Here is a 26,719-nt window from a genome sequence, read left to right on the forward strand (position 1 = left end):
GGGTGGAGGGTGCGGTACCACTGATTCAACATGAAGCCCAAATCTAACCGCAGACGCACCGCCATGAACCAGCCTCCTTTCAATGCCATGCGTACTTGTCTGATGCTGCTGCTTGCCGCCGGGCTGACGCTCAGCACCCGCGCCGCCATCACCCTGCCGGCGATTTTCAAAGATCACATGGTGCTGCAGCGTGACCAGCCCGTCCCGGTATGGGGCTGGGCGGAGGCCGGGCAGGAGGTGAATGTGAGTTTTGCGGGACAGACCAAGATCACCAAGGCTGATAAAGACGGCCACTGGAAGGTGGTGCTGGACCCGCTGCCGGCGAGCAAAGATCCGGGCATCCTGCGAGTGTCCGGACAAAGCACCGAGGTGATCAAAGATGTGCTGGTGGGGGAGGTGTGGCTGTGCTCCGGACAGTCCAACATGGCGATGACGGTCAAAGGGGTGGCGGATGCCGAAAAGGAAATGGCGGCGGCTGATTTCCCCCTAATTCGCATGTATTTTGTGCAGTCCTTCACGGCCACGACGCCGCAGGAGCAGAGCAAGGGTGTGTGGCAGGGCTGCTCCCCGCGAACCGTTGCCAATTTCTCGGCGGTCGCCTATTTTTTTGGGCGGGAGCTGCATCAGACTTTGAAAGTGCCCGTGGGATTGATCAACTCATCCGTCGGTGGGACGGCGATCGAATCCTGGACGAGCATGGAGGCGATGCAAAAGGAAGCGGCGCTGCAGCCGCTGCTGAAGCGTTGGCAGAAGGACGTGGATTTGTTTGAGCAGCCCGACAACCGGGCGAAAAATGAGGCCGCCAAAAAGCAATGGCAGGATGCTGTGAAAGCGGCGCAGGCGGCCAAGCTGCCCCCACCTCCACAGCCGACTTATGTGGGCAGCGATCCTCTCCATCCCAACCGCCCCGGTAACTTGTTCAATGGAAAGATCGCGCCGCTGATCCCCTACGCGCTGCGTGGAGCGGTCTGGTATCAGGGCGAGTCGAACGCGGGCAATGGTCCGCTTTATGCCGTGCAGCTTCCTCTCATGATCCGCGACTGGCGCGCGCGCTGGGGCAAGGAGTTTCCCTTCGCCTGGGTGCAGCTGCCCAATTTCCAAAAACGTGAAGCCGAACCGAATGCCCCCGCCACTTGGGCGCGGCTGCGTGAGGCGCAGTCCAAGGCGCTCGCGGTTCCCAATACGGGGATGACCGTCAATCTTGATATTGGCGACGCGGTGAACCTGCATCCCACGAACAAGCTGCAGGTGGGGCACCGACTTGCACTGTGGGCGCGGGCGAAAGTCTATGGTGAAAAAATCCTGTGGAGCGGGCCGCAGTATGAAAGCCATGCTGTTCAGGGCAGTGAAGTCGTGATTCGATTTCAGCATGCTGAAGGGCTGAAAACGGCCGACGGCGGCGCGGTGGTAAAAGGTTTTGCCATTGCCGATGAAAGCCAGCACTGGCAGTGGGCGGATGCGCGCATCCAAGGCAAGGAGGTCATCGTGTCACAAAGCGGCATTCAGAAGCCGGTGGCGGTGCGTTATGCCTGGGCGAACAATCCCGAGGTCAATCTGATCAATGCGGCCAGCATGCCTGCGGCGCCGTTTCGAACGGATGACTGGCCGATGGACAATGCATCGCTGCCGCCCAAGGGCGGAGTCAGCAAGCCGTAGAGAGCGGATGGAACGAGCGGTTTGCCAACTTTCGTCAGTCTTTAAGGGGCAAAGAGCAGCACCTCGAAGCGGCCTTCATATGTCATGCAACGAAACCTGAGTGGCAGTCATTGAAGGGGAGTGGATGGCAGCCAGTTTCATACAACCAAAAAGACTGGCATGCGCGATGTCAGGATCATGACGGACACGCTGGAAAAACGGCCCTTTTTTCGAACGCAGGAGGCTGCTCTCTCGTTTGTTTTTGCAGGTGGCGAGGCCTCCTGTTGCCTTGCTCAGGCGCATGCCGTGAAGTCAACCATGCTGCTGTCTTGGGGGGGCATTGAGGAGAGGGGGCAGGTCCCAGGTGGCTCTCTCAAATGCGTCTTGTCTGGCGACTGACTGCCACCCAAGAGTGCCGAAACGCTTTCTGAACATGCAAGAAACTCCTTCTACAAAGCTCCCAAATGAACACCAGCGCCTGGCGGTAGTGGACGACCACGCGATCATCCGCGGCGTCTTTTTGACGCTGGTGGAAGATACACCCGACCTCACCATGGCGTGGATGGCTTCCTCGTTGACTGATGCACGTGCCAAACTCGCAAGAGACGAGCCGGATTTTCTGGTGATGGATGTGGAGCTGCCAGACGGCAACGGCTTTGAATTCATCCTCGAGGTTTTGAAGCAGTTTCCAAGTCTGCCGGTGCTGATGGTGTCTGCGCAGACGGACAAGAGCTACCCGAACCGGGCCAAAGCCTGCGGTGCCAAGGGCTTCATTGGGAAGGAGGCTTCGCTGGGAAGTCTGGTGGAGGCGGTGAACGCGATTCAAAGAGGTGGCGTGTGGTTCACCGGAGCCGATTGAAGCGGCGCCTGACGAGCTGCGGAGAAGAAGGGACCCGATAGAGGGGTCAGGGAGCGCCCTGATGTTTGGGTGAAAACATCAGGTATAGCCTGAGGGGAGGAGCAGGTCGGGGTCGGGTTGTGAGGTGCATGCGGGGGCGTAGTGGTTTGCCATGAAAACATTCCAATCCTTCACTGTCTCGTCATCCAGCGATGTCCCCAGCCATGAAGGGCAACCGCTTGACGAGGAACTGATGCGTGCCATTCAGATGCAAGATCCACTGGCCATGGAGACCTTGTTTCAGCGCTACCGGACACTGCTCCGAAGTGTCATCATGCGAATTGTGCCGGATTCCACCGCTGCGGACGACGTCCTGCAGGAGTGTATTCTGGAGGTCTGGAATCATGCCGATCACTTTTCTGCTGAGAAAGGCAGGGCGCTGGGGTGGATCGTGACTCTGGCCAAACGCCGGTCGATTGACTATCTGCGCCGGTCTCAAGCCTACAACAACGCCAAGGACCGGATGGAAAATGAGGTCCGGCTGAGTCCGTTCACCACGAATGCGGCGGACGACTGCGAGCACGCCGACATTTCACGGGTGCTGCATCAGCACCTGAACCGGCTGCCGGCCCACCAGCAGCAGGTCATCGACCTAGCCTTCCTCAAGGGGATGAGCCAGCGTGAAGTGGCGCAAGTCACGCACACGCCTCTGGGGACGGTGAAGACACGGATGGAACTCGGCTTGAAGAAACTGCGGTCGTCCTTTCGCGGTCGGAATGAGATGGAAAACCTGCAGTATTCCTGATCGGTGTGCACTCGGGCACAAGGGTTACATTTTCTCCCAGGCACATAGGTGACACTTTTTTATGGCTGGGGCGGCTCATCCAAGCGCATGCAGCACCTTGTTTTTGTGAGCCTGCGCGCAGGGTGGCTTTCCGAGCGAGGCCTCAGCCGAGCCGGGAAGACGCCCGTAGCGCAGGCTCACAAAACACCGCCCCTCCCATCCTCGGCTTCACGTGGCTTGGCCCCAGCCTGTTTTGGCAGATTTTTATGCCCTTTGACCTTCATGGTGCGCTCATCAAAAACGCCCAGCTCAAGGTCTTGGAACCACACTGCCCAGCGCCCGTCTCCCACCGGCTCCAGCCCCACATCTTCGCCGCTGAGCACCTGTGTGAGATGCACCTCATGGCCGCTCCACTTGATCGTGCCTCCTGGCTTCACTTTGCGCCGGTGCCACTCCTCAGGGAACTCCCGCGCATCAGGCAGTCGCTGAGGATACTCAAGGCTCGATGGCCTGTAGTGTTCCGCAGGTGTGGTCTGGCCCAGCGCCTCGTGCGGGCGCTCGTGGTTGTACTCGCGGCGGAACTCGTCAAAGCAGCGCTGCTGCGCCTTGAGCGTTCGTGCTGGCGGTGATGCGGTGTGCTGTTCCAGCGTGCGATGAAAGCGCTCGTGCCGTCCGTTTTGCTGCGGCTTGCCCGGCTCGATGCGTTCCAACCTGATGCCCAGCCGCAACCACCACACGCTCAGTGCGCTGAGCCCGCCGAGCGTGCGGCTGGCAAAGGGCGGCCCGTTGTCCGAGCGTATCGCGCACGGCATCCCATGCTCCCGGAACGCGCTGATCATGATGGGCTGCACCAGCGGCCCTCCGGTCTTGCTGCCCAGGCACTGGCAGCGCAGAAGGTAACGGCTGCTGGCATCGGTGAGCGTCAGTGGACTGCACTTGCTGCCATCGCCCGTGCGGAACCATCCCTTGAAGTCCACGCACCACACCTCGTTGGGTGCACGTGCATGCCCCAGCGGCTGGCTGCTGGGCACTGCGCTGGCATGCGCACGTCGCTTGATCGAATTGGACAGCCCATGCCTGCGCAAGATGTCGCTGACCGTGCTCTCCGCAGGATGCGGCCCCACTTCAGACTCGCGCTGCAGCCGTGCCAGAAGCTTTGGCGCGCCCCAGTGTGGCCAGCGAGCCTTGAGCCGCAGGATATGCTCGACGACCTCCAACTCCGTGGCGTTGGGATGGTGATGCGGTGCGCTGGATCGCTCCTGCAATCCCTCCGCTCCTGCCTGCTCGTAGCGAGCGATCCACTTGTAGACGGACTTGCGGCTCACGCCGTATCGCCGGGCCAGCTCCGCTGGCCCATAGCCGCCGCTCAAATACTCGCCGATCATCTTCAACCGTTCCTTCATCTCGTCTGTTTGGTTCCAGGGCATCAGTCACCCTGTCACCCATGTCCCCGGGAGAAAGTGTCACCAACGTGCCCGGAACATACCATCGGTAAGAAAGCCGGCGGGGAGGGGGAGCGGAGTTATGCCCGCCTAAAAAAAGCCCTGTCCGGCAAGATGCCGGACAGGACTGAGAACAAGCAGAGCGGGGGTTTTGAGTGAAGAGAATCAAGGTTTTCTCTTCGCCGCCTATTCAAGAGGCAATCGGTCTACGCGATGAAAGCGGATGCCCTGAACTTGAAAAAAGAGTCGAACGACTGGCTATTTGTTGGACTGGCTATTGACCCATTCGACAGCGGCACGGATCAATTCAGGGGCGGTCTGGACCTTGAGCTTCTCCTTGATGTGGGAGCGGTGGGTTTCCACGGTCTTGACGCTGAGGAAAAGAGTCAGGGCGATCTCTCGAGTGCTGCGGCCTTCCCCGAGGGCGTGAAAGATTTCCAGTTCGCGGTCGCTGAGCTGGTCCACGGCCGAACCGCTGCCATTGGACGTGCGTCCATTGAGAAAAGTATCGAGCAGACGGCCGCCGATGGCTTCGCTGAGGTAGAGCGATCCGGAGAGGACACGGCGGATCGCCTCGATCACTTTTTCAGGTGCCTCGGCCTTCATGATGTAACCGCGGGCACCAGCGCGGAGGGCGCGCTCGGCGTAGAGGTTTTCATCATGGGAGGAAAGCATGAGGGCCGGCAGCGTGGGGAACTGGGCGCGGATGGATTTGATCAGTTCAATGCCGTTGGTGCCATTGATGGAGATGTCCACGATGAGCATGTCCGGCTTGAGTTCCTCCACGGAAGACATGGCCTGGGCGGCGGAGCAGACGCCGCCGCAGACAAGCATGTCCGGCTGGTGATTGATGAGCTGGGTGATGCCGTCGCGGAAGATGGGATGGTCGTCCACGATGAGGACGCGCCGCTTCAGCTCTTTGGCAGGAGATTCCTTCGTTCCGAGTGTGCTATTGGAGACTTTCGCCATGAGAAACGGGATCAGTTGGGTGCCCACAGGAAACAACGTCAAACCGGGGCGGGCAAGCTGCATTTTACCGACATTATGGACTTCAGGCGAGAGTGCCGCCGGCAAGTGGTTCAGGGCTGTTTCAGGTTTCAGGGCGGGTGGAAAAGCGGTGGAGCATTTTGCGCAATGCCTCGGCGGTGACGGGCTTGACGATGTGCTCGGTGAAGCCAGCGGCATGCACGCGCGCAATATCAGCCTCCATGCCGTAACCACTCATGGCGATGGCAGGGATATCGGACTTTTCCCGCAGCGCTGCGATGACTTCATAACCGGAGCCATCAGGCAGTCCGATGTCGCTGAGCAGGAGATCGAAGGTGCCCTCCGCCAGCGCCTGGCGTGCTTCCGCCAGTGTGCTGGCGACAGTGACGGCGTGATTCCAGCGAGTCATCAGCCGGTGGAGAACATGGCGCGTGTCGTCATGGTCCTCGACGAGCAGCACGCGCAAGGACCGAGCTGGTGCGAAGGGATCGATGCTGGGCGTGGCATGCGCATTTTCCGGGACGCTCCCGGCGGCACTGAGAGGAAGCTCGACGATGAATGTGGCGCCCTGCTTATGCCCGGCACTGCGCACGCTGATGGTGCCGCCGTGTGCTTCCACCAGCCCCTTGGCGACACTCAAGCCCAGCCCCAGGCCGCCGAAACGCCTTGTGGTGCCGGCCTGGCCCTGGCGGAAAGGCTCGAAGATTTGAGGCATCAGTTCCGGGACGATGCCGATGCCATTGTCTTCGATCTCGACTCTCAGCTTGTCTGCCGACTGCATGGTGCGGATCGTCACCTGGCCGCCTGGGTGGGAGAATTTCGCGGCGTTGCCGAAGAGGTTTGAAAACACCTGGGTGAGGCGTGCGGCATCCCCGCGAATCATCAGCCTGTCCCGGGCCAGATCCAATACCGGGGTGATCTGCTTTTCCTGCAGGACGGGTTTGATCATCGCGAGGGCATCACGCAGAATGGAATGAAGATCCGTCGGGGTGGAGTGGATGCGAAGCTTGCCCTGAGTGATGCGGGTGACATCTAGAAGGTCGTCCACGAGCCGTGCCTCGAGCTCGATGTTGCGACGAATGATGGCGAGGTATTCACGGACTTCCGAGGCATCTGCGGCCTCGTTCATGAGAGCGGAGGTGGCGGCGAGGGCGGGTGTCAGGGGGGTGCGCAGCTCGTGGCTGAGCACGGCCAGGAAATCATCCTTGGCCGCATTGGCCGCCACGGCGGTGGTTCTGGCGGCGGCCAGTTCCTGCACCATGGAGGCGAGGTCGTCCGAACGGGAATCCAAGGCGCGGCGCAGCGTGTCGCGGGCGAGCTTTGTTTGAAGCTGATTGCGCACACGTGCGCGGAGCTCATCGATGGAAAAAGGTTTCAGCACATAGTCTTGCGCGCCTTCGACCAGGAGATTGAGTTTTGTCTCTTCGTCGGCCTTCGCGGTGAGCAGGATCACCGGCAGGTCCCGCAGGGCCTCGTCCTGGCGGAGAGCGGCGATGAGTTCCTCACCCGTCATGACCGGCATCATCATGTCTGTGAGAATGAGATCCGGCATGCGTTCGCGGATGGCCGCCAAGGCCGCCTGGCCGTTTTCTGCCGTCCGGGTCTGTGCATCAGGCTCAAGGACACGGCAGATAAATTCACGCATGTCCTGATTGTCTTCGACGACGAGAACATCCGGCCGTGCCGACACCCGAGGCTGGGCAGGGGGCTGCTGATCAGTCTGCGCAGGTGCGGTGGCTGGAGCATTGGCCAGCCGCTGCATCACGGCATCTGTGCCGCTCCACGCCGAGGTCTGAACATCCACACCGTGCGGGGCATGACGCGGCAGGCGCACACGGAACTGAGCGCCGCCGGCAGCGCTCTCGCCGACGAAAATGGTGCCGCCATGCATTTCGACAAATTCCTTCACGATGGAAAGTCCGAGGCCGGTGCCGCCATAGCGCCGCTGGGTGTCCCTGTCCCCCTGCTGAAAACGCTCGAAGATGGTTTCGCGGTAATCGGGAGGCACGCCCGGGCCTGCATCCTCCACGGTGAGGGAGAGCTGGTCGCCGTCCTCTGCCAGAGAGAGGCGCACAGTGCTGTCATTGGGGGCGTATTTGAAGGCATTCGAAAGCAGATTCATGAAGACGCGCTGCACTTTGTCGCCATCCACTTCAGCAACCACCTCCGCAGGCGCCTGAAGCGCGACGCTGATGCCGCGCTCGCTGACGATGGATTCGAAGATGTTGGCCATGGCGCGTGCCATGGCGGCCAGATCGATGCGTGAGTAATGGAGGTCCAGCCTGCCGAACTCCAGCTTTGAGACATCCAGCAGATCATTGACGTATTTGTGAAGGAGGAGCGCATTGCGGCGCACCACGGTGAGTTCGCGCCGTGCCGCAGGGTCTTTGGCCGTCTGGAGAAGATGCTCAACGGGGGCGAAAATCAGTGCCAGCGGCGTGCGCAATTCATGGCTGACGTTGGCAAAGAAGTTGGTCTTGAGCTGGTCAAGCTGGGTGACCTTTTTGTAGAGGTCGTTCAATTCGCCGTAAGCACGCTCCAGCTTCACTCCTTGTTCCGCAGACAGACGCGCGGCCTTCAGCATGCTGAGGATGTGCGGGACGAGCGGGGGCAGGACCACCGCCGTGGTCACTGAGGCGATGGCGGTGATGAGCTTTACCCAGCCGGAAAGCCAGTAGCGGGGATTCTCCGCCGTGAGAGTCCAGACTTCCATGAAGTGTGTGGCGCCACAGGCCACGATGAAGATGGCGAAGGCGATCATGATCCAATGAAACGGCAGTTCATTCCGCACACGATAAACGATCCAGACCAGCGTCGTCGAAATGGCCACATAGGAGAAGCCGATGAGCAAGTCCGAACCGCCATGCAGCTGCATGAGCTGCTGATTGAACAAATAGCAGTGGGAATGGGGCATGAAGTAATCACCCACTCTCACGCCGGAGGAGAGATAGAGGCCGGCAGCGAACAGCATGAAAACGGCGGCGAGAAGGACGGATTGAAGAAACGAAGGTTTCATGGCATTGTGGCAACATGGCATATGCTCATGGCGCTGGTGCGGAACACAGGCTCATGAGGGAAACAAGTTCTGGCGAATGATTGGGGCTTGAGACAGGCGGGGCAACTGAAACGCAGATGTGGAGAAAAAGGGGCCCGCATCTCAATCACAGGGCGGGGAGGACGATCTGGGAGAGCAGACAAGCTTCTTCAGGTACATGGCGCTGCAGCAAGGACGCGCCGTTTGACTGCAACATGCGGTGTGCCGTATACAAGCCGAGGCCATAGCCGCCGCGACGTGTCGTGGAAAGGGGCTGGCCCCAGTTGCTGGTGTCCAGCGCTTCCTTCTTCGGCTCTCTCAGTTCAAACAAAACATGGCCGTTGGCTGCGCGGGCAGTGACCGTCACGGGATCGCCCGTGGAAAAATCCGTCGCATTGGTCAGCAGTTCGCGAAAAACCGTCGCCATCATGGACACGTCCACATTGACGCGTTCGTCGCCGAGCTCGTCCACCCAATGAACCTCCAGAACATCCTGCAGCGCCGCATGGTTCTCGCGCCAGATTTCGAGCAGCACGCGGGCGGGGATGGGCGCTGCGAAAGGCTGCGGGTCTTGAAACAGAGCGGCAAGGGAACGCAGCTGCACGGCGAGCGCACGGAGCTGCTTCTGGATGCGCTCCACGCTGGCCGTGGCTTCTCCATCCGTCACGAGTTCGTTGAGGAGGGTGGTTTCCAGATCAAGGCTGTTCAAGCCGTTGCGTACATCATGCGTGTGCTGCCGCACAAACCCGGCCACGCGTTTCCAAGGGATTTCAGGTGCGGAATTCATGTTGTTCTGTACGCGAGGTGCAGAGCGCATGGTTGTCACAAACTCATCTATTTCACAAGCGACTCTGACAAGTGCCTTTGAAGTGGCAGCCGGCAGAAATTGGCACGACCAGCCGGGCTGTTAGCTGCGAAGTTTGGGGATATGATAGATTCACGCATGTTCTGTGTGCCCACTTGGTGCGGCACTAATATCAACTGGGCTCCGGAATCCAGGAGACCATGAGCGCCCCTGCCCAGACCACCATGGTTTCCCCTGCGACAGCCACCGCTGGCAAACGACTGCTGGTCGTGGACGATCATCCCGTGTTTCGGCACGGAATCTGCCAGTTTTTGGGCCAGTTCAGCGACGTTTCTGTCTGCGGTGAGGCGTCCAATGCGCAGAGCGCGCTCGCGGCCATGCGGCTGCACCAGCCCGATGTGGCGCTGCTCGACGTGTCCATGCCTGGAACGAACGGGATTGAGCTGATCAAACACATGCTGGCGGAGCAGCCGTCGCTGATCATTCTCATGATCTCCATGCACGATGAATCCCTCTACGCCCTGCGGGCTTTGCGGGCTGGTGCGAAGGGCTATGTGATGAAACAACAGGCGATGGAAAACATCCTGGAAGCACTGCGCAAAGTCATCGGGGGCGGCATCTATGTCAGTCCGCACTTCACCGAAAAGCTGATTTTCAAGACCATCCAAGGCAGCGAAGGGGACCTGGGATCGCCCGTGGACAAGCTCTCTGATCGTGAGCTTGAGGTTCTGCAACTGTTTGGACGCGACAAGACGACGCGCGAGATCGCCGACGCACTGCATCTCAGTGTGAAGACGGTCGAAACACACCGGATGCATATCAAAGAAAAGCTGGGGTTTAAGGATGCGGACGAACTGATGAGGTTTGCCATCGAATGGGTCGCGGTGTCGCAAGACTGAGCCGTTTCTTTTTTCATGGCCGGCGGCAGCGCCAGCTCATACGAAGTCTGCCTCGGCCATCCGGACCTCACTTTCAATGATGCCTCTGTCGATGGCGTAGCGGGTGAGGCCGGCGATGTCATGGATGCGGAGTTTTTTCATCAGGCTCTGGCGGTGCTTTTCGACCGTCTTCACGCTGATGTGCAAGGCAGCCGAAATCTGTTTGTTGGCGCTGCCTTCCGCGACGAGCTGGAGCACCTCGGCTTCGCGAGAGGTGAGCTGGGTGAGGCAGGATTGCTCCTGGTCGGCATTGTTGCCGGACTCGCGCTCCAAATGTCTGGCAATGGAGGGACTGAAATAGGATTCGCCATTGTGTGCGGCGCGGATGGCGGCGGGCAGGAGTTCTGCCTCGGACTGCTTGAGGAGATACCCCGAGATTTTGAGCTTCATCAGCTCCTCCAGATGGATGGGATCGCTGGAGGCTGACAAAATGAGAATCTTGGTGGCAGGCAGTGCTTGCATGATCTGCCGGGTGGCTTCCAGCCCGTTGAGCCGTGGCATGTGAATGTCCATCACGACAATGTGGGGCTGCAGGTGCAGGCAAAGTTCGACGGCCTGGTGTCCATTGGCGGCTTCGCCAATGATCTTGATGTCTTTTTCATCCGCCAGCAGCGAACGCAGGCCTGCGCGGAGAATCATGTGGTCTTCAGAGAGCAGAATGGTGATCGGATTCATCAGGAGAACAGAGCGGTGGTTGAATCGCAAATAAGCCCTGCGCCGGGAGTTGATTCACATGAGCTTCGCAAGTCGAGGAGCAATGGGCTGTACCCCGCTGATGAAAAAAGTGGTGGGGCGAGAAATTCAACGCGTCCGGGACGGGCCCGAGCTGCGATGGTCATTCTAAAATCTCACCTCGATTTGCATTATGGAAATCATTGACCAAGCGATCCACATCGACCTGCCTCTGCAGACCGTTTACAACCAATGGACCCGGTTTGAGGATTTTCCGCTGTTCATGGACGGAGTCACCGAGGTGCATCAGCTGGGTTGTGACCGGGTGGAATGGCAGGTGAAGATGGGCGGGAAAAAGAAGACCTGGCTGGCGGAGATCATCGAGCAAGTGCCGGATGCCTGCATCGCATGGCGCAGCACGAATGGAGTGGTGACTTCTGGAAGGGTGGTTTTCACTTCGCTGGGCATGAACTGCACCCGCGTGCATCTGCACCTGAACTACAAGCCTGAGGGGATTGTTGAGAAGGCGGCCGCTGCACTGGGGCTGGTGAAGGCGCGGGTGGTGGGAGATCTGCTGCGCTTCAAAGATTTTATCGAGGGAGCGGTCGTTTTGCCAGATGGCTGGCGGGGCACCATCGGTAGCAGCAACCACAGCCGGAACGAGGCTGCGCACACGCCGGCGAACGGTCACAAAATGCTGAAGACGAAACACAGCAGCCCTAGCGCGCAGATGAGCCTCAATTCAGTGTGCGTGGAGTGATGCCAACATTCCAGCGATGATGGCGGAGGAATCAGCCGTCTTCACGCTTGGATATTCCGGGTCGGCCAGGCACGATGTTTCCTCGGTGTAGAAAAAGAATGCAGCCGACTGGCCGGCTCCTGTGCTGGCGGCAATGCTGTCATTCTCAAGAACCGAGATGATGAGGTCAGACAGCCAGAGCAAATCGAAGGAGCCGGCGGCACCGGCTGCGAGTTCACTGTTCTGCGTGGACCCGGCAAAGGGCGGCACTGATGCGGGAAGGGGATTGCACTGGGACATAGGGGGGATGCAGGTTCATCACAGCCGTTCGAATTGGAACGCCCGGCTCATTGACAGGATTCACACGACAGGCGGACGGCGGCCTGAAATGAACGAGAGCAAAAACAGCACGAGAAAAACCACGAAGCAAACGTGGGCGATCCATGCCGCCGTTCCAGCGACGCCGCTGAATCCAAGCGCCCCAGCAATGAGAGCGATGATGAGAAATGTGAGAGTGTAGGATAACATAATATGCCTTTCCGTTTCTTATGGTTCGCGTGTGACGGCATGGGCGGCCGTATCCATTTGGCCGCTGGCAGGTGTGTCGTGACTAGGCGTCCATCCGGGCGTTTTCGATGAGCGTCAGCAGGTGACGCTGGGCCCGCAGCACGGGCTGCTCATTGCCAAAGGCCAGATCGAGGACCGGCATGGTTTTATGAATGCGCTCCTCCAAGGCCTCGTCGTCGTCATCGAGATGAGCTGCTGCGTCCGCCAGTTTGACCAGCCGCGTCTGCCAGTCGCAGGCTTGGAGCCGCTTGAGATGAACGCCTTCGTCCAAGTCTGGAGCACGGCTTAAGCGCTCCACCCGGGATGCGATGAGGCGGCCAAACTGGCTTTCAATTTCTTCCAGCGAGACATCGGTTTTCTCCAGCACATTGTGCAGCAGCGCGGTGGCCAGCACGGGAGCTTCCTGGCAATGATAGACCGCCGTGAGCGTGACAGCCACGCGTGTGGCCTGGGCGAACGACGGCGGGACTTCATTGGGGGGCACTTCGCCAGCATGGGCCTGTGCGGCAAATGCGGCGGCTTTCTGCCAGAGGGGCTGGGAGATGGCGGCTGCGATGTCCGCCTGCTGCTCGTGCAACTGGTCGTAGAAAAAAGAGGCCATGACATTCATGCCGCATAATCGTGCCAGCCCCGGAATCCGGATGTGGACTGATCAACACCGCCTGTTTTTTGTCTTAGGCAGGTCGTTGCAAGCTGGAGGAACTGGCGACGGTCAGTCGAGGTTCAGCTTGCGTGCCAGGCGGTTGAGAAGCCGGTGAATGCGGTCTGCTGTGTCGTCCCGCTGTTCGTGCGCAATGGACCAGGCGACGAATGCTCCCACGAGCATTCCTGCGCCGAACACGCCCAGTGCTGAGGTGCCTGGATGTTCACGCAGCAGACGTTCGCCGGAATGCAAAACCTCGGCAGCTTTTTCTTTGGTTCTTCCCAATGCCCGGTCTGCCGTTCCAGCCGTCTCACTTGCTGTGGCACTTTCCCAGACACGAGCCGCCTTTTCGGAAAGGTTTTCAGGATCGTCCAGCGTGGGAATGGATGGATTGTTCATGGTGTTGGCTAGTTGAGGGTTCATAGAATAATCGCCTGCAACGGGCGCTGCGGTTGTATGGGTTCCCCACCACGAGCTGTCCCGAACTAGCCTTTACCGGACTGGCGGGAGGCCAGCCTGGAGATGGCCTCCTGCAAAGCGGAGAACTCGACCGGCTTGGTGAGGTGCTCCGAAAACCCGGCCTGCTGGCTGCGCTCCACATCATCGTCCATGCCAAAGCCGCTCATTGCAATGGCAGGCGGACGCCAGCCGTAGAGGGCGAAGAACTGCTCCAGCAGTTCGGTGCCACGTCCGTCAGGCAGTCCGATGTCCGAAATGAGCAGGTCGAATTCGTACCCGCGCGCGACTTCGAGGCTCTCGGCGAGGGAGGCCGCGGTGCGGACGATGTAACCGCGCCGCGTCAGCAGTCGTGTCAGCGTGCCCAGCGTGTCAGGATGATCTTCGACGACCAGCAAGCGCAGACCTTCAGGGGCCGAGAGCGGATGCTTCGATTCTCCGTTGGGCTGATCCGAAGGCATGGAGGAGGGGAGACGGACGGTGAACTTGGAGCCGCAATTGGGGCCGTCACTGTGCGCAGCGATGACGCCGCTGTGCATTTCCACCAGAGCCTTGCAGATGGCCAGTCCGAGGCCGAGGCCCGCCTGAGTGTGCAGCGCGCCCTGCTCGAATGCATCAAAGATGCGGTCCAGCTTGTCGGGCACGATGCCGATGCCCTGGTCCGCGATCTGGACGCTGATGCGGCCTCCCGGTTCGGTGACATAGGTGCTCACTTCGATGGTGCTGTCCTCGGGGCTGAACTTCGCGGCGTTGGTCAGCAGATTCCAGAAGACCTGCTGCAACCGTGCGAAATCTCCGCGCACATGCGGGTCGGGGGCTTCCAGCTTTTCCGCCACTCGAATCCGTCGTGCGGAAAGATCCGGCTGGCAGGTTTTGATGGCCTGGTGCAGGGCCTCGTGAACATCGACGGGATGCAGTTCGAGGCGCAGCTTGCCATTGCGGATGCGCGCGAGATCGAGGAGGTCGTCAATCAGGCGCGCTTCCAGCCGCACATTGCGCTGAATGGTGGCGATGTGCTCGCGGACGGCGGGAGGACACTCGATCTCCTCCAGCAGGGTGACTGCATGGACGATGGGTGAAAGCGGGGTGCGCAATTCGTGAGAGAGCATCGCGAGGAAGCGATCCTTGGCGGCGTTCGCCTCCTCGGCCTCGGCCTGCGCGGATTCCGCGCGGATGCGGCGTTCGCGTTCCTCGGCCTCGCGCTCCAGCGCCTCATTGCGTGCGGCCAGCTCCATGTTTGCGATGCGGAGGGCCTCCTCCGCCGCCTGCCGCGTGCTGTTCATGTCGGCGAGAGCGCGGGTCTTGCCGAAGAGATCGACAAAGACGTTCACCTTGGAGCGCAGCACGGCGGGATTGATCGGCTTGGTGAGGTAATCGACCGCCCCGACATCATAGCCGATCACGGCGTGTTCATCCTCGCGGTAGTGAGCGGTGAGAAAGATGATGGGGATGTGCTGGGTGCGCTTGCGCTCCTTGATCATCTTTGCCAGGTCGATCCCGCTCATATCAGGCATCTGCACGTCCAGGACGATGGCCGCGAAATCTCCATTCATCAGAGCCATCAGCGCCTCGGCTCCGGTCTGTGCCTTGATAAGCCTGTAGCTGGCGCCATTGAGAACACTCTCGATCGCCAGGAGGTTTTTGCTGTCGTCGTCAACGACGAGCACCGTGGGTTTGTCCCGCAGCGGCACTTTGTGAGTGGAGGAATCAAGAGGCATGGAGGTGGTCAGCGGTGCAGCCAGACCCGGAGCAATGAGAGCAGCTGGTCGGTGTTGACCGGCTTGGCGATGTAATCGCTCGCACCGGCTTCCAGGCATTTTTCTCTGTCACCTTTCATCGCCTTCGCGGTCAGTGCAAGGATCGGAAGGTTACGAAACTCGGGTTGTTTGCGGATTTCGCGCATGGTTTCGTAGCCGTCCATCTCCGGCATCATGATGTCCATGAGCACCATGGCGAGATCATCGTTGGCCTGGATCAGCTCGATGGCCTGACGCCCGTTGGTGGCGCTGAGGATTTCCATCTCCTGGTTTTCCAGCACCGTTGAGAGGGCGAAGATGTTGCGTGCGTCGTCGTCTACGATCAGGACTTTGCGTCCGCGCAGCACCTCGTTGGTGCTGTGCAGGCTTTCCAGCATCTGCCGCTTGCTTTCCGGGAGGTCTGCCAGCACGCGGTGCAGGAAGAGGGCGGTTTCATCCAGCAGGCGCTCGGGCGACTTCACGTCCTTGAGCACGATGCTCTTGGCCATGGTGCGCAGACGGGTTTCTTCCGCACTGGAGAGGTCCTTGCCAGTGAAGACCACGACAGGCACATCTCTCAGGCTGGGTTCTTCATGGATGCGGTCGAGGAGATCAAAGCCGGTCATGTCAGGCAGGCGCAGATCGAGCACACAGCAGTCAAAGTGGCGGTCGAGCAGCGTGGTGAAAGCTTCCTCACCCGTTGCTACAGTTTTGATCTCAATGTCGTCGTGACCGAGCAGTTCGACGATGCTCTGCCGCTCGGTGTCGTTGTCTTCGACGACGAGCAGACGCTTGGTGCGTGGAGCGACGAAGGTTTTGATTTTGTCGAAGGCGCTTTCCAAATCTTCCGTGGTCGCCGGTTTCACCAGGTAGGAGAAGGCACCGCGTGACAAGCCGTGGCTGCGCTCCTCCTCCAGAGTGATGATCTGCACGGGGATGTGGCGGGTTTCGGGAGAGAGCTTGAGATTGTTGAGCACCGTCCAGCCGAGCATGTCCGGCAGGAAGATGTCGAGCGTGATCGCCGTGGGGTGATACTGCCGCGCGAGGGTCAACGCTTCGTGGCCGCGCGTGGCGACGAGACCTTTGAAGCCCTTGTCACGCGCCAGCCCGAGGAGCACACGTGCGTAGTGGGGATCGTCCTCGACGATGAGCGCCGCGAGATCTCCGACCTCCACGTTGGCGCGGTCGTCCTCGATACGTTCGTCGCGGGGCATGGCCACTGGCAGAGCGATGGAGGGGCGGGGATTGCTTTTACCTTCGCTGGCTGAATTGGGCGATGAATTGGAAGGGCCGAAATAGACCAGCGGCAGGAAGAGAGTGAAGGTACTGCCTTCATTGGGCGTGCTGGCGAGTCGGATTTCACCGCCGAGCAGAGACGCCAGCTCACGCGAGATGGCGAGACCGAGGCCGGTGCCGCCATACTTGCGGGAGGTGCCCGCATCCGCCTGCTGGAAAGCCTCGAAGATAAGCCGCTGCTTTTCCGGGGCGATGCCGATGCCGGTGTCTGTGATCGAAATCGCGATAACGGCGCCCGCCCGGTTGAGATTGGGATGGTCGGGACTCCAGCCGCCCTCGGCCAGTTTTACATTCATGCGCACATGCCCGGCAGCCGTGAACTTGAAGGCATTCGACAGCAGGTTCTTGATGATCTGCTGGAGACGCTTGGAGTCGCTGGTGAAGGCGAAGGGCAGATTGGAGTCGAACTCCATGATGAAGGGCAGGTTTTTGCTTTCCGCGATGTGGCGGAAGCTGCGCTCCACGGAATCCCGCAGGGAGTTGAAGCTGATCTCCTCAGCATCCACCGAGACCGTGCCCGACTCGATCTTCGAGAGGTCGAGAATGTCGTTGATCAGATTGAGCAGATCTGAGCCGGCGGAGTGAATGTTGCGGGCGAATTCGACCTGTTTTGGATTCAAATTACCCACGGAGTTTTCGCCAAGCTGCTGGCCGAGAATGAGGATCGAATTGAGCGGTGTGCGCAGTTCGTGCGACATGTTGGCAAGGAACTCGGATTTGTACTTCGAGGTCAGCGCCAGCTCCGCAGCTTTCTCTTCCAGCGCGCGCCGTGCCTGCTCGATCTCCTTGTTCTTGCGCTCCACCTCGGCGTTTTGGTCGGCGAGTTCCTGAGCTTTCTGCTCCAGCTCTTCGTTTGTCTGCTGCAGCTCCTTCTGGCCTGACTGCAACTCAGCCGTGAGCTGCTGGCTCTGCTGCAGGAGGCCTTCCGTGCGCATCGTCGCCTCAATGGTGTTGAGCACGACGCCGATGGACTGCGTGAGCTGTTCGAGGAAGTTGAGATGGCCGTCGGTGAAGGGGTGCATGGCGGCCAGTTCGATGACCGCCTTGGTCTGGCCTTCATAGAGCACGGGAAGCACGACCACATTGGCGGGCCGTGTTCTGCCGAGGGAGGAATGGATGGGCGTGTAATCCTTCGGCACGTCGGTCAGGAGCACACGCTGCTTTTCCCTTGCGCACTGGCCGACGAGGCCGTCGCCGAGTTCAATCTGGTCGGGCAGATCTTTTTCATTCGCGTAGGCGGCGAGGCGTTGCAGGCGTGGGTTTTCATCATCGCCAGAAGTGAGCTGATAGACTGTGCCCTGCTGCGAATCGACCAGCGGCGCGAGTTCGGAGAGCAGCATCTGGCCGACGGTGTAAAGGTCGCGCTGGCCCTGGAGCATGCGGGTGAACTTCGCGAGGTTCGTCTTGAGCCAGTCCTGCTCCTTGTTGCGCTCCGTGGTGACGCGGAGGTTGTCGATCATCGTGTTGATGTTGTCCTTCAGTTCGGCCACTTCACCACGTGTCTCCACCTGAATGGAGCGGGTCAAGTCGCCTTTCGTCACGGCGGTGGCCACTTCAGCGATGGCGCGCACCTGGGTGGTGAGGTTGGCGGCGAGGAGGTTCACGTTACCGGTGAGATCCTTCCAAGTACCAGCGGCACCGGGCACGTTGGCCTGACCGCCGAGACGGCCTTCCACGCCCACTTCACGCGCGACGTTGGTCACCTGATCGGCAAAGGTGGCCAGCGTGTCGGTCATGTTGTTGATGGTTTCAGCGAGCGCCGCCACTTCACCTTTTGCCTGCACGGAGAGACGCTGGCGGAGGTTGCCGTTGGCCACGGCGGTCACCACTTTCACGATGCCGCGCACCTGGTCGGTGAGATTGGCGGCCATCACGTTCACGGAGTCGGTCAAATCCTTCCATGTGCCCGCCACACCTGGCACCACGGCCTGACCGCCGAGCTTGCCTTCGGTGCCGACTTCACGTGCCACACGGGTCACTTCGGAGGAGAAGGCGTTCAACTGATCGACCATCGTATTAATGGTGTTTTTCAGCTCCAGAATTTCCCCCTTCACATCCACGGTGATCTTGCGGGAAAGGTCACCACGAGCCACGGCAGTGGTCACTTCGGCGATGTTTCGCACCTGGTCGGTGAGGTTGGTGCCCATGGCGTTCACGGAGTCGGTCAAATCCTTCCACGTGCCCGCGACACCTGGCACCACGGCCTGCACGCCGAGACGGCCTTCGGTGCCGACTTCGCGAGCGACGCGCGTCACTTCCGAAGCGAAGGAGCGGAGCTGCTCCACCATGGTGTTGATGGTTTCCTTGAGCTGAAGAATTTCACCGCGAACGTCCACGGTGATCTTGCGGGAAAGGTCACCGTTGGCCACGGCGATGGTCACTTCCGCAATGTTTCGCACCTGACCGGTGAGGTTGGAGGCCATGGAGTTCACGTTGTCGGTGAGATCCTTCCACGTGCCCGCCACACCGGACACCTGGGCCTGACCGCCGAGCTTGCCTTCCGTGCCCACTTCGCGGGCCACGCGGCTCACTTCGGAGGCGAAACCATTGAGCTGATCGACCATTGTGTTGACGGTGTTTTTCAGCTCCAGAATTTCCCCCTTCACGTCCACCGTGATCTTGCGGGAAAGGTCGCCCTTCGCGATGGCGGTGGCCACGTCGGCGATGTTTCGCACCTGACCGGTGAGGTTGGAGGCCATGGAGTTCACGTTGTCGGTGAGACCCTTCCACGTTCCCGCCACACCGGGCACCTGGGCCTGACCGCCGAGCTTGCCTTCCGTGCCCACTTCACGCGCCACGCGGGTCACTTCGGAAGCGAAGGAGCGGAGCTGCTCCACCATCGTGTTGATGGTTTCCTTGAGTTCGAGAATTTCGCCGCGCACGTCCACCGTGATCTGCTTGGACAAGTCACCGTTGGCCACGGCGATGGTCACTTCTGCGATGTTGCGCACCTGGGAGGTGAGGTTGGAGGCCATGGAGTTCACGTTGTCGGTGAGATCCTTCCACGTGCCCGCCACACCGGAGACCTGGGCCTGACCGCCGAGCTTGCCCTCCGTGCCCACTTCACGGGCCACGCGGCTCACTTCGGAAGCGAAGGCGTTGAGCTGGTCCACCAGCGTGTTGATCGTGTCTTTCAGCTCCAAAATTTCCCCCTGCACATCCACCGTGATTTTGCGCGACAAGTCACCGCGTGCCACCGCCGTGGTCACTTCGGCGATGTTACGCACCTGCGCCGTGAGGCTGTTGGCCATGGAGTTGACGTTGTCAGTCAAATCCTTCCATGTGCCCCCCACATCCGGCACCTGGGCCTGACCGCCGAGCTTGCCTTCCGTGCCCACTTCGCGTGCCACGCGGCTCACTTCCGAGGCGAAGGCGTTGAGCTGGTCCACCATGGTGTTCATGGTTTCCTTGAGCTGCAGAATTTCACCCTTCACGTCCACGGTGATCTTGCGTGACAAGTCGCCTTTGGCGATGGCGGTGGCCACGTCGGCAATGTTGCGCACCTGGCCGGTGAGGTTGGAGGCCATGGAGTTGACGTTGTCCGTCAAATCTTTCCACGTTCCCGCCACACCACGCACCTGGGCCTGACCGCCGAGCTTGCCTTCGGTACCCACTTCGCGGGCCACACGGCTGACTTCAGAAGCGAAGCCGTTGAGCTGATCGACCATCGTGTTGAGGGTGTTCTTCAGTTCGAGAATTTCACCCTTCACGTCCACGGTGATTTTCTTGGACAAGTCCCCATTGGCCACCGCGGTGGCCACTTCGGCGATGTTGCGCACCTGGCCGGTGAGGTTGGAGGCCATGGAGTTGACGTTGTTGGTCAAGTCCTTCCAAGTGCCAGCGACCCCGCCCACTTCCGCCTGGCCACCGAGCTTGCCTTCGGTGCCGACTTCGCGCGCCACGCGGCTCACTTCGGAGGCGAAGGCGTTCAGACGGTCCACCATCGTGTTGAGGGTGTTCTTCAGTTCGAGAATTTCACCTTTCACGTCCACCGTGATTTTACGTGACAGGTCACCGCTGGCAATGGCGGTGGCGACGTCCGCAATGTTGCGCACCTGGTCGGTCAGGTTGTTGGCCATGAAGTTCACGTTGTCGGTGAGATCCTTCCACGTTCCCGCCACACCTTGCACCTGCGCCTGGCCGCCGAGCTTGCCTTCGGTGCCCACTTCGCGCGCCACGCGGCTCACTTCGGAGGCGAAGGCGTTGAGCTGGTCCACCATCGTGTTGATCGTGTTCTTCAGTTCCAGGATTTCTCCCTTCACTTCCACGGTGATCTTGGACGAAAGGTCTCCTTTGGCGATGGCGGTGGCCACGTCGGCGATGTTGCGCACCTGGCCGGTGAGGTTGGACGCCATGGAGTTCACGTTGTCGGTCAAATCCTTCCACGTTCCCCCCACCCCGGGTACGATGGCCTGGCCGCCAAGCTTGCCTTCCGTGCCGACTTCACGTGCCACGCGCGTGACTTCGGAGGCGAAGCCGTTCAACTGGTCCACCATGGTGTTGATGGTGTTCTTGAGCTCGAGAATTTCGCCCTTCACGTCCACCGTGATCTTGCGTGACAAGTCGCCACGGGCCACTGCGGTGGTCACGTCAGCGATGTTGCGCACCTGGCCAGTGAGGTTGGAGGCCATGGCATTCACGGAGTCGGTGAGATCTTTCCAGGTGCCGGCGACACCGGACACTTCCGCCTGACCGCCGAGCTTGCCTTCCGTGCCGACTTCACGTGCGACGCGCGTCACTTCGGAGGAGAAGGCGTTCAACTGGTCAACCATCGTGTTGATGGTTTCCTTGAGTTCGAGAATTTCGCCCTTCACGTCCACCGTGATCTTGCGGGAAAGGTCACCACGAGCCACGGCCGTCGTCACGGCGGCGATGTTACGCACCTGGGCGGTGAGGTTGGAGGCCATCGAGTTCACGGAGTCGGTGAGATCCTTCCATGTGCCGGCCACACCGGGCACCACGGCCTGACCGCCGAGTCGTCCTTCCGTGCCCACTTCGCGCGCCACGCGGGTCACTTCTGATGCGAAGGAGCGGAGCTGGTCCACCATGGTGTTGATGGCCTCCTTGAGCTGAAGAATTTCACCGCGCACGTCCACCGTGATCTTTTTCGACAAGTCACCGGCGGCGACCGCGATGGTTACGTCCACGATGTTACGCACCTGGGCGGTGAGGTTGCCCGCCATCTGGTTCACGGATTCGGTCAGATCCTTCCACACACCGGAGACGCCCTTCACCTGGGCCTGACCGCCGAGCTTGCCTTCGGTGCCCACTTCGCGTGCCACACGTGTCACTTCCGAGGTGAACACGGATAGCTGGTCGATCATGCGGTTCACCAGCTTGGCGGAATGCAGGAACTCGCCCTCCAGTGGGCGGCCATCAACCTCGATGGCCATGGACTGCCCGAGATCACCCTTGGCCACGGCACCGATGGTGCGCGTGACTTCCGTCGTCGGACGAACCAGGTCGTCCATCAGCGTATTGAGCGCCTGCACTTCATCCGCCCAGCCGCCTACCATGCCGGTGATGACGATGCGCTGGCGAAGGCGTCCTTCCTTGCCCACCACGCGGGACACGCGGGCCGCCTCACCGGCGCGGCGTTCGCTCATGCCGAGCACATCATTGAAGGCATCGGCGATCTTGCCACGCACGCCTGTCCAGCCCTCAGGCAAACGGGTGGTGAAGTCCCCCTTGCGAAAGGCCAGCATGGCGGCCAGAAGCTCAAGCTCCCAGGACTCTCCACTGCCATTCGTGCTGGTATTTTTCTTTTCAGCGGCCCGTTTCCTCGGCGCGGGTGGGGCGGTAGAACCAGCAGGGGAGCGAGATGAAATTGTTCTCATGGCAAAAAGCGATCTTTGGCCTATCGCACCTCATCGACCATCAGGATGTGTCCTGATCGGTGTATCAGAAACTTTTTTTGCCAACCAATCCGGGGTGTGAGGACGATTTCGTGTCGCCGACACAAAATTGATACATCCGCCAGCATCTCCCGCCGCGATTGCTTCCAAACGGTCAGCCGCCAAACAGCGGTGTGGCAGGACTTTATATTTTTGGAATTTGTCCGCTCTCGTGTTCGAACAGGAACTCCCACCTTCTATTCGCAGTTTCATCTCCCGTCATGTCCGCTCGGTCGAACAGCTGGAGATTCTGATTCTGCTTAGTCGTGAAGCGAACACTGCATGGACGGTCCAGAAGGTTTACGACACCATTTTGAGCACGCCTCAATCCGTGGAACGGTGGCTCGATGAAATGGTGAGGAACGGTCTGCTGGAAAAGATGGCAGAACCGGCCGTCTGCTATCGGTGCACGGCAGAGGCCAGCCTGATTGCCCAGATGAGAGAGCTCGGAAACATTTACCGTACCCGGCCAGTTCGAGTCATTGAGGCCATCTATCGTCGCGATACAACCGCCGCCCAGAGTTTCGCTGATGCGTTCAAAATCAAAAACAACGATCAAAAGTCATGATAGGTTCGATCATCTACCTCTTGTGTGCTTTCACCAGTCTTGGTGCAGCGGTGCTGTTGTGGCGGGGGTATCGTCGCAGCCGCCAGCGGCTGCTGTACTGGAGTTCGCTGTGTTTTGCGATCCTGGCGGTCTCCAATGGTCTCCTCATCCTGGATCTTGTGGTGTTTCCAGATGTGTACATTTTGCCGTGGCGGAACTTTGTCACGCAGGTGGCGCTGCTCGTTCTTTTATACGGACTCATCTTTGAATCTGACTAGCCATGATGCTGAACCAATTTTTCAACGGTGCCGCCACCATCAGCCTGCTGGTCATCTCGTGGTTTTTTATCCGGTTCTGGAAAAGGACACGAGACAGGCTGTTCCTCTACTTCGCCTCTGCATTCACGATCCTGATGGTGGAGCGGATTGTGCGTGCCGTCATGGCGGTGGACACCGAATGGGCTCCGTACGTCTATCTCATTCGCCTCGCCGCATTCGTCACCATCATTGCCGCCGTGGTGGACAAGAACCGCCGTTTCTGAAACTGCGCTGGATCAGGCGGCGGGGGGCTTCGAATTTGCCGCCAGGGGCAGCGAGATGATGAACTCCGCTCCGGGGGCTTCGTTTTCTGCGAGGATGACGGTGCCGCCCATTTTGTCCACCAAACGCTTCACGATGGACAAACCGAGTCCGGTGGAGGGTTCATCGCCCGTGGGCTGTGCGCTGAGGCGTCCGTAGCGGCGGAACATTTTGGTGCGATCCTCAGCGGTGAAGCCAGGGCCGGTGTCGCGCACATGGCACTTGGCCATGCCAGCCATGGGTTCGTGAACGGTGACCTCCACCATGCCGCCTTCGGATGAAAACTTGATGGCGTTGGAAACGAGGTTTTCCAAAGCCTGGGTCAGACCCTCGGTGTCTGCATTGACAAACACCTCGGACGTGGGCGTGCGGGTGGTCAAAACGATTTTTTTGGCATTCGCCGCCGGCTGGTGACTGGAGGCGATTTTTGTCACCACGGTGCACAAGTTCACGGCGGTGCTTTTCAACTGAAGCTGCTCCGCGCATTGATTGGCCAGGAACTCCTGCATGAATGAGAGCATGCGTTCGCTGGCGTTCACGATGTTCTCCACCAGCGGCGTGCAGCGTGGGGGAAGTTCCGAGAGCCGGGACTGCAGCAGGCTGGCGCTGAGCTTCATGCCGGCGAGGCTGTTCTTCAGGTCATGGGCAAGGATGCCGATGATTTCATCCTTGTCCTCAACAAGTGCGCGGAGCTGGTCTTTGGCGCGCTTGAGTGCCAGCTGAGTGCGGACGCGGGAGAGCAGCTCCGCCATGTTGAAGGGCTTGGTGACGTAATCCACGCCGCCTGCTTCGAGCGCCTGCACGATGACGTTTTTATCATCGTCCGCCGAGAGGAAGATGACGGGGATGTCTGCCCAGCTGGCGTTGGTTTTGATCTGGCGGCAGGTGGTGAGACCGTCGATTTCCGGCATCATGACATCCAGCAGGATGAGGTCAGGGGTGCATGAGAAAAGCTGTTGAAAGGCCTGCTCCGCATTGCGGGCAAGGGTGATCTCATAGGACATCATGGTGAGTACGTTTCCAATGCCCCGGAGATTCTCCTCCTGGTCATCAACAATGAGGATTGTTACTTTGTCCGGTGTACTCATGAAGTGTTAGCCTTAGTCGATGATGCTGAGGAGATGATTGTTCAAATTATTTTCGTCATGTTCAACGAATGACATTGCTCTGCCTGCATGCCTCATGAATGAAGGTTCATGCCGCGAGGGGTGTAGCTGCCAGCATCTCGCGTGTCAGTGCCCGGAATGCAGCGAGAAAAGAAATGCGGCGCGCAGCAGGGGCTGAGGCTGGCTTTCAGAATTATTTTCATGATTCTTGGGTGGAGCTTGGCGGAAATTCGTCTTTGCCATACTTTGTGGTTGTACCTATTTATTAGACAGGGCTGAAGTCATAGCTGCCGACTCATTTCGCGCATCCCGGCCGGTTGCAGCTTCAAGCGGCGGTCGTGCGTGGTGGCAGCTGGATCCTTGAGGTGAAGGTCTGCTCCACGTCGAGGTCACCCAGACAGCCAAGGTAGTCGAGCAGCTCCATCGTGCAGGCATTGGTCCAGCCAAAGCCGGGTTCGTTGGTGGGATAGCCGAATTTGATCTTGCCCTCCACATCACTGGTCATGTTTTCCAAGTCATATTTTTCAAACAACAGCCCGGTGCGGCGGAACTCATTGATCACCAACGTTACAAAGCGTCGTGCGATGCGGCGCGCCTCATGGCGGTAACCGTAGCGGTGCAGGCCCATGACGGCCAGGTAGTTCAGGGGTGCCCAGCCAAAGGGCTTGTCCCACTGGCAGCCGCTGAGGTGCAGGCTGGTGAGCAGGCCACCGCGAGCCTCAAACTCCGGGAGGCGCGAGACGATGCGTGCGGCCTGCTCTCGCGAGGCCAAGCCAGCCCACATGGGCCAGAAGGTGGTGGCAAAGGGATAGGTGCGGCGCTTGCCAGCCCGCCCGTCGTAGTCAAAGAACATGCCGGCCTCTTCGTCCCAGAAATTAGCGTTCATGATCGCCGCGCGCTGCCGGGCGCGATCCAGCCAGACATCGAGAGTGGCGGTGGCATCGAGAAACTCGCGGATTTTGGCGATGTCGAGTTCCAGCTTCCAAAGCAGCGTGTTGAGGCAGACGGGGAGGATGTCGAGCACATCCAGATTGGCGAAGCCAAAACGGCCACTGACATCAAAACCGGACTCGCGCATGCTGCGGTCGGCATGGTAGGCGTGGGGCGTCAGCGCGCCGGTTTCCGGATCAAGGAAGCTGCTGGCATCCTGCACGTACTCACCGCCTGCAGCGAGGTTCATGCGCAGGCGTTCATAGTGATTGTGGCCGTTTTCATCAACCTCCCCGCGCACCACCTCTGGCGCAGGTCCCTGGGCAAAGTCATAGTAACGGGACAGATTGATGCCGGAGACATGGTGCGGTGGCACGGTCCAGTAGTAATAAAATTTTTCCAGCAGGGGCAGGGCACGACGCAGCCAGGTGATGTCACCCGAGGCACGGTAAACGGCCAGCACCAGACGGCCTAGAAAAGGGGGATGAGAGCGGGTGAGGTAGTAGGTGCGGTTGGCCGTGAGGACGGTGCCATAATGCTCCACCTGATAGAGGCACTGGTCCGCGATGGCCCGTGCCATGGGGACGCGCCCCTGCCGCAGGAGGCCGAGCGCGATGAAGTAGCTGTCCCAGCCGTACATCTCATTGAAACGACCGCCGGGCACCACGTAGCGTCCGGGCAGAAAGAGCAGGCCATGCTCCTCAATGCGGGCGGGATCTGAGGGCAGCACCTTGAGCCGCACGGTGGTCTCTCTGCCCGTGCTGGAGGATTTCTCAAAGATGCGCTGCACGCGCGGGAGATCTTCTGAAGCGGAGATGTACACCGGACTGGAGTGGGTGCTGTCCTCGCCGAGTTTGACATCGCTCAGGGCCTCTGTGACCTGGCGCAGCCCGCGGCTGAGGCCGTGCCACTCTGACTGGATATGGTGGACGAGCCGGGCGATGTCGGCTGTGGACGGAAATATGGGTTCTTCCTTGATCACAGAGAGGGGCGGTTTGTAGTTTTCTACCGCCATTTGTCAGCGGGAGGACGATTGACTGTGTGAGACATATCGATTCACACGCGGAAGTGGGATGTGACATTCAACCGAAA

General features: G+C 59.8%; 21 protein-coding genes. 8 read left to right on the forward strand and 13 right to left on the reverse strand.

Annotated elements, in window-relative coordinates:
- Positions 1-30 precede the first annotated feature (30 nt).
- From AC3RLQ_RS05850 to AC3RLQ_RS05860, 3 genes are all read left to right on the forward strand, one after another.
- On the forward strand, positions 31-1,656 hold the full coding sequence (locus AC3RLQ_RS05850) for a sialate O-acetylesterase (protein ID WP_493035219.1): 1,626 nt from the start codon (positions 31-33) through the stop codon (positions 1,654-1,656).
- Between the two features lie 412 nt (positions 1,657-2,068).
- A complete protein-coding gene (locus AC3RLQ_RS05855; RefSeq protein ID WP_493035221.1) occupies positions 2,069-2,494 on the forward strand; it encodes a response regulator in 426 nt (141 codons plus the stop codon).
- A 151-nt stretch (positions 2,495-2,645) separates the two neighbouring features.
- Positions 2,646-3,278 carry an RNA polymerase sigma factor gene (locus tag AC3RLQ_RS05860; RefSeq protein ID WP_493035223.1) on the forward strand — a complete coding sequence of 211 codons (633 nt, stop codon included), beginning with the start codon at positions 2,646-2,648 and terminating at the stop codon, positions 3,276-3,278.
- 176 nt (positions 3,279-3,454) lie between these two features.
- Here the strand turns inward: AC3RLQ_RS05860 and AC3RLQ_RS05865 are convergent, their stop codons facing one another.
- From AC3RLQ_RS05865 to AC3RLQ_RS05880, 4 genes are all read right to left on the reverse strand, one after another.
- Positions 3,455-4,684 (reverse strand): IS481 family transposase, encoded by a 1,230-nt coding sequence (locus AC3RLQ_RS05865; RefSeq protein WP_493035225.1) that lies wholly within the window; start codon positions 4,682-4,684, stop codon positions 3,455-3,457.
- A 273-nt stretch (positions 4,685-4,957) separates the two neighbouring features.
- Positions 4,958-5,668, reverse strand: coding sequence for a response regulator transcription factor (locus AC3RLQ_RS05870; RefSeq protein ID WP_493035227.1), 711 nt, complete (start codon positions 5,666-5,668; stop codon positions 4,958-4,960).
- Positions 5,669-5,789: 121 nt separating this feature from the next.
- The gene (locus tag AC3RLQ_RS05875) at positions 5,790-8,702 is read right to left on the reverse strand and encodes an ATP-binding protein (RefSeq protein ID WP_493035229.1); all 2,913 of its coding nucleotides are present in this window, start codon (positions 8,700-8,702) and stop codon (positions 5,790-5,792) included.
- A gap of 145 nt (positions 8,703-8,847) precedes the next feature.
- Positions 8,848-9,507 carry an ATP-binding protein gene (locus AC3RLQ_RS05880; RefSeq protein ID WP_493035231.1) on the reverse strand — a complete coding sequence of 220 codons (660 nt, stop codon included), beginning with the start codon at positions 9,505-9,507 and terminating at the stop codon, positions 8,848-8,850.
- Positions 9,508-9,725: 218 nt separating this feature from the next.
- On the opposite strand from AC3RLQ_RS05880, the gene AC3RLQ_RS05885 reads away from it, so the two are divergent.
- On the forward strand, positions 9,726-10,424 hold the full coding sequence (locus AC3RLQ_RS05885) for a response regulator (RefSeq protein WP_493035233.1): 699 nt from the start codon (positions 9,726-9,728) through the stop codon (positions 10,422-10,424).
- Positions 10,425-10,460: 36 nt separating this feature from the next.
- Here the strand turns inward: AC3RLQ_RS05885 and AC3RLQ_RS05890 are convergent, their stop codons facing one another.
- Positions 10,461-11,138 (reverse strand): response regulator, encoded by a 678-nt coding sequence (locus tag AC3RLQ_RS05890; protein ID WP_493035235.1) that lies wholly within the window; start codon positions 11,136-11,138, stop codon positions 10,461-10,463.
- 190 nt (positions 11,139-11,328) lie between these two features.
- Between AC3RLQ_RS05890 and AC3RLQ_RS05895 the strand changes: the two genes are divergently transcribed.
- Positions 11,329-11,895 (forward strand): SRPBCC family protein, encoded by a 567-nt coding sequence (locus AC3RLQ_RS05895; RefSeq protein WP_493035237.1) that lies wholly within the window; start codon positions 11,329-11,331, stop codon positions 11,893-11,895.
- On the opposite strand, the gene AC3RLQ_RS05900 is transcribed toward AC3RLQ_RS05895, so the two are convergent.
- From AC3RLQ_RS05900 to AC3RLQ_RS05925, 6 genes are all read right to left on the reverse strand, one after another.
- Positions 11,878-12,174, reverse strand: a complete 297-nt coding sequence (locus tag AC3RLQ_RS05900; protein ID WP_493035239.1) for a hypothetical protein — start codon at positions 12,172-12,174, stop codon at positions 11,878-11,880. The genes AC3RLQ_RS05895 and AC3RLQ_RS05900 overlap by 18 nt on opposite strands.
- A gap of 60 nt (positions 12,175-12,234) precedes the next feature.
- Positions 12,235-12,402, reverse strand: a complete 168-nt coding sequence (locus AC3RLQ_RS05905; RefSeq protein ID WP_493035241.1) for a DUF1328 domain-containing protein — start codon at positions 12,400-12,402, stop codon at positions 12,235-12,237.
- Positions 12,403-12,484: 82 nt separating this feature from the next.
- Positions 12,485-13,042: an HD domain-containing protein gene (locus AC3RLQ_RS05910; protein ID WP_493035244.1), complete on the reverse strand. Its 558-nt coding sequence runs from the start codon at positions 13,040-13,042 to the stop codon at positions 12,485-12,487.
- 111 nt (positions 13,043-13,153) lie between these two features.
- The gene (locus AC3RLQ_RS05915; RefSeq protein WP_493035246.1) at positions 13,154-13,483 is read right to left on the reverse strand and encodes a hypothetical protein; all 330 of its coding nucleotides are present in this window, start codon (positions 13,481-13,483) and stop codon (positions 13,154-13,156) included.
- Between the two features lie 86 nt (positions 13,484-13,569).
- Complete coding sequence (locus tag AC3RLQ_RS05920) at positions 13,570-15,258, reverse strand: response regulator (RefSeq protein ID WP_493035248.1); 1,689 nt, start codon at positions 15,256-15,258, stop codon at positions 13,570-13,572.
- An 8-nt stretch (positions 15,259-15,266) separates the two neighbouring features.
- Positions 15,267-22,277, reverse strand: coding sequence for a HAMP domain-containing protein (locus AC3RLQ_RS05925; RefSeq protein WP_493038827.1), 7,011 nt, complete (start codon positions 22,275-22,277; stop codon positions 15,267-15,269).
- Between the two features lie 361 nt (positions 22,278-22,638).
- Here AC3RLQ_RS05925 and AC3RLQ_RS05930 point away from each other — a divergent pair, with 361 nt between their 5' ends.
- From AC3RLQ_RS05930 to AC3RLQ_RS05940, 3 genes are read left to right on the forward strand one after another with little or no spacing between them, the layout of a single operon-like run.
- Positions 22,639-23,034, forward strand: a complete 396-nt coding sequence (locus AC3RLQ_RS05930) for a hypothetical protein (RefSeq protein WP_493035250.1) — start codon at positions 22,639-22,641, stop codon at positions 23,032-23,034.
- The gene (locus AC3RLQ_RS05935) at positions 23,031-23,291 is read left to right on the forward strand and encodes a DUF5985 family protein (protein ID WP_422322050.1); all 261 of its coding nucleotides are present in this window, start codon (positions 23,031-23,033) and stop codon (positions 23,289-23,291) included. Before AC3RLQ_RS05930 ends, AC3RLQ_RS05935 begins: the two co-directional genes overlap by 4 nt.
- 2 nt (positions 23,292-23,293) lie before the next feature.
- Positions 23,294-23,554: a DUF5985 family protein gene (locus tag AC3RLQ_RS05940; RefSeq protein WP_493035252.1), complete on the forward strand. Its 261-nt coding sequence runs from the start codon at positions 23,294-23,296 to the stop codon at positions 23,552-23,554.
- Between the two features lie 12 nt (positions 23,555-23,566).
- On the opposite strand, the gene AC3RLQ_RS05945 is transcribed toward AC3RLQ_RS05940, so the two are convergent.
- Positions 23,567-24,679 (reverse strand): hybrid sensor histidine kinase/response regulator, encoded by a 1,113-nt coding sequence (locus AC3RLQ_RS05945; protein WP_493035254.1) that lies wholly within the window; start codon positions 24,677-24,679, stop codon positions 23,567-23,569.
- 343 nt (positions 24,680-25,022) lie between these two features.
- Complete coding sequence (locus tag AC3RLQ_RS05950) at positions 25,023-26,642, reverse strand: trehalase family glycosidase (RefSeq protein WP_493035256.1); 1,620 nt, start codon at positions 26,640-26,642, stop codon at positions 25,023-25,025.
- Between the last annotated feature and the right edge of the window lie 77 nt (positions 26,643-26,719).

This window comes from Prosthecobacter sp. GW821-HT29F12 (assembly GCF_058803405.1).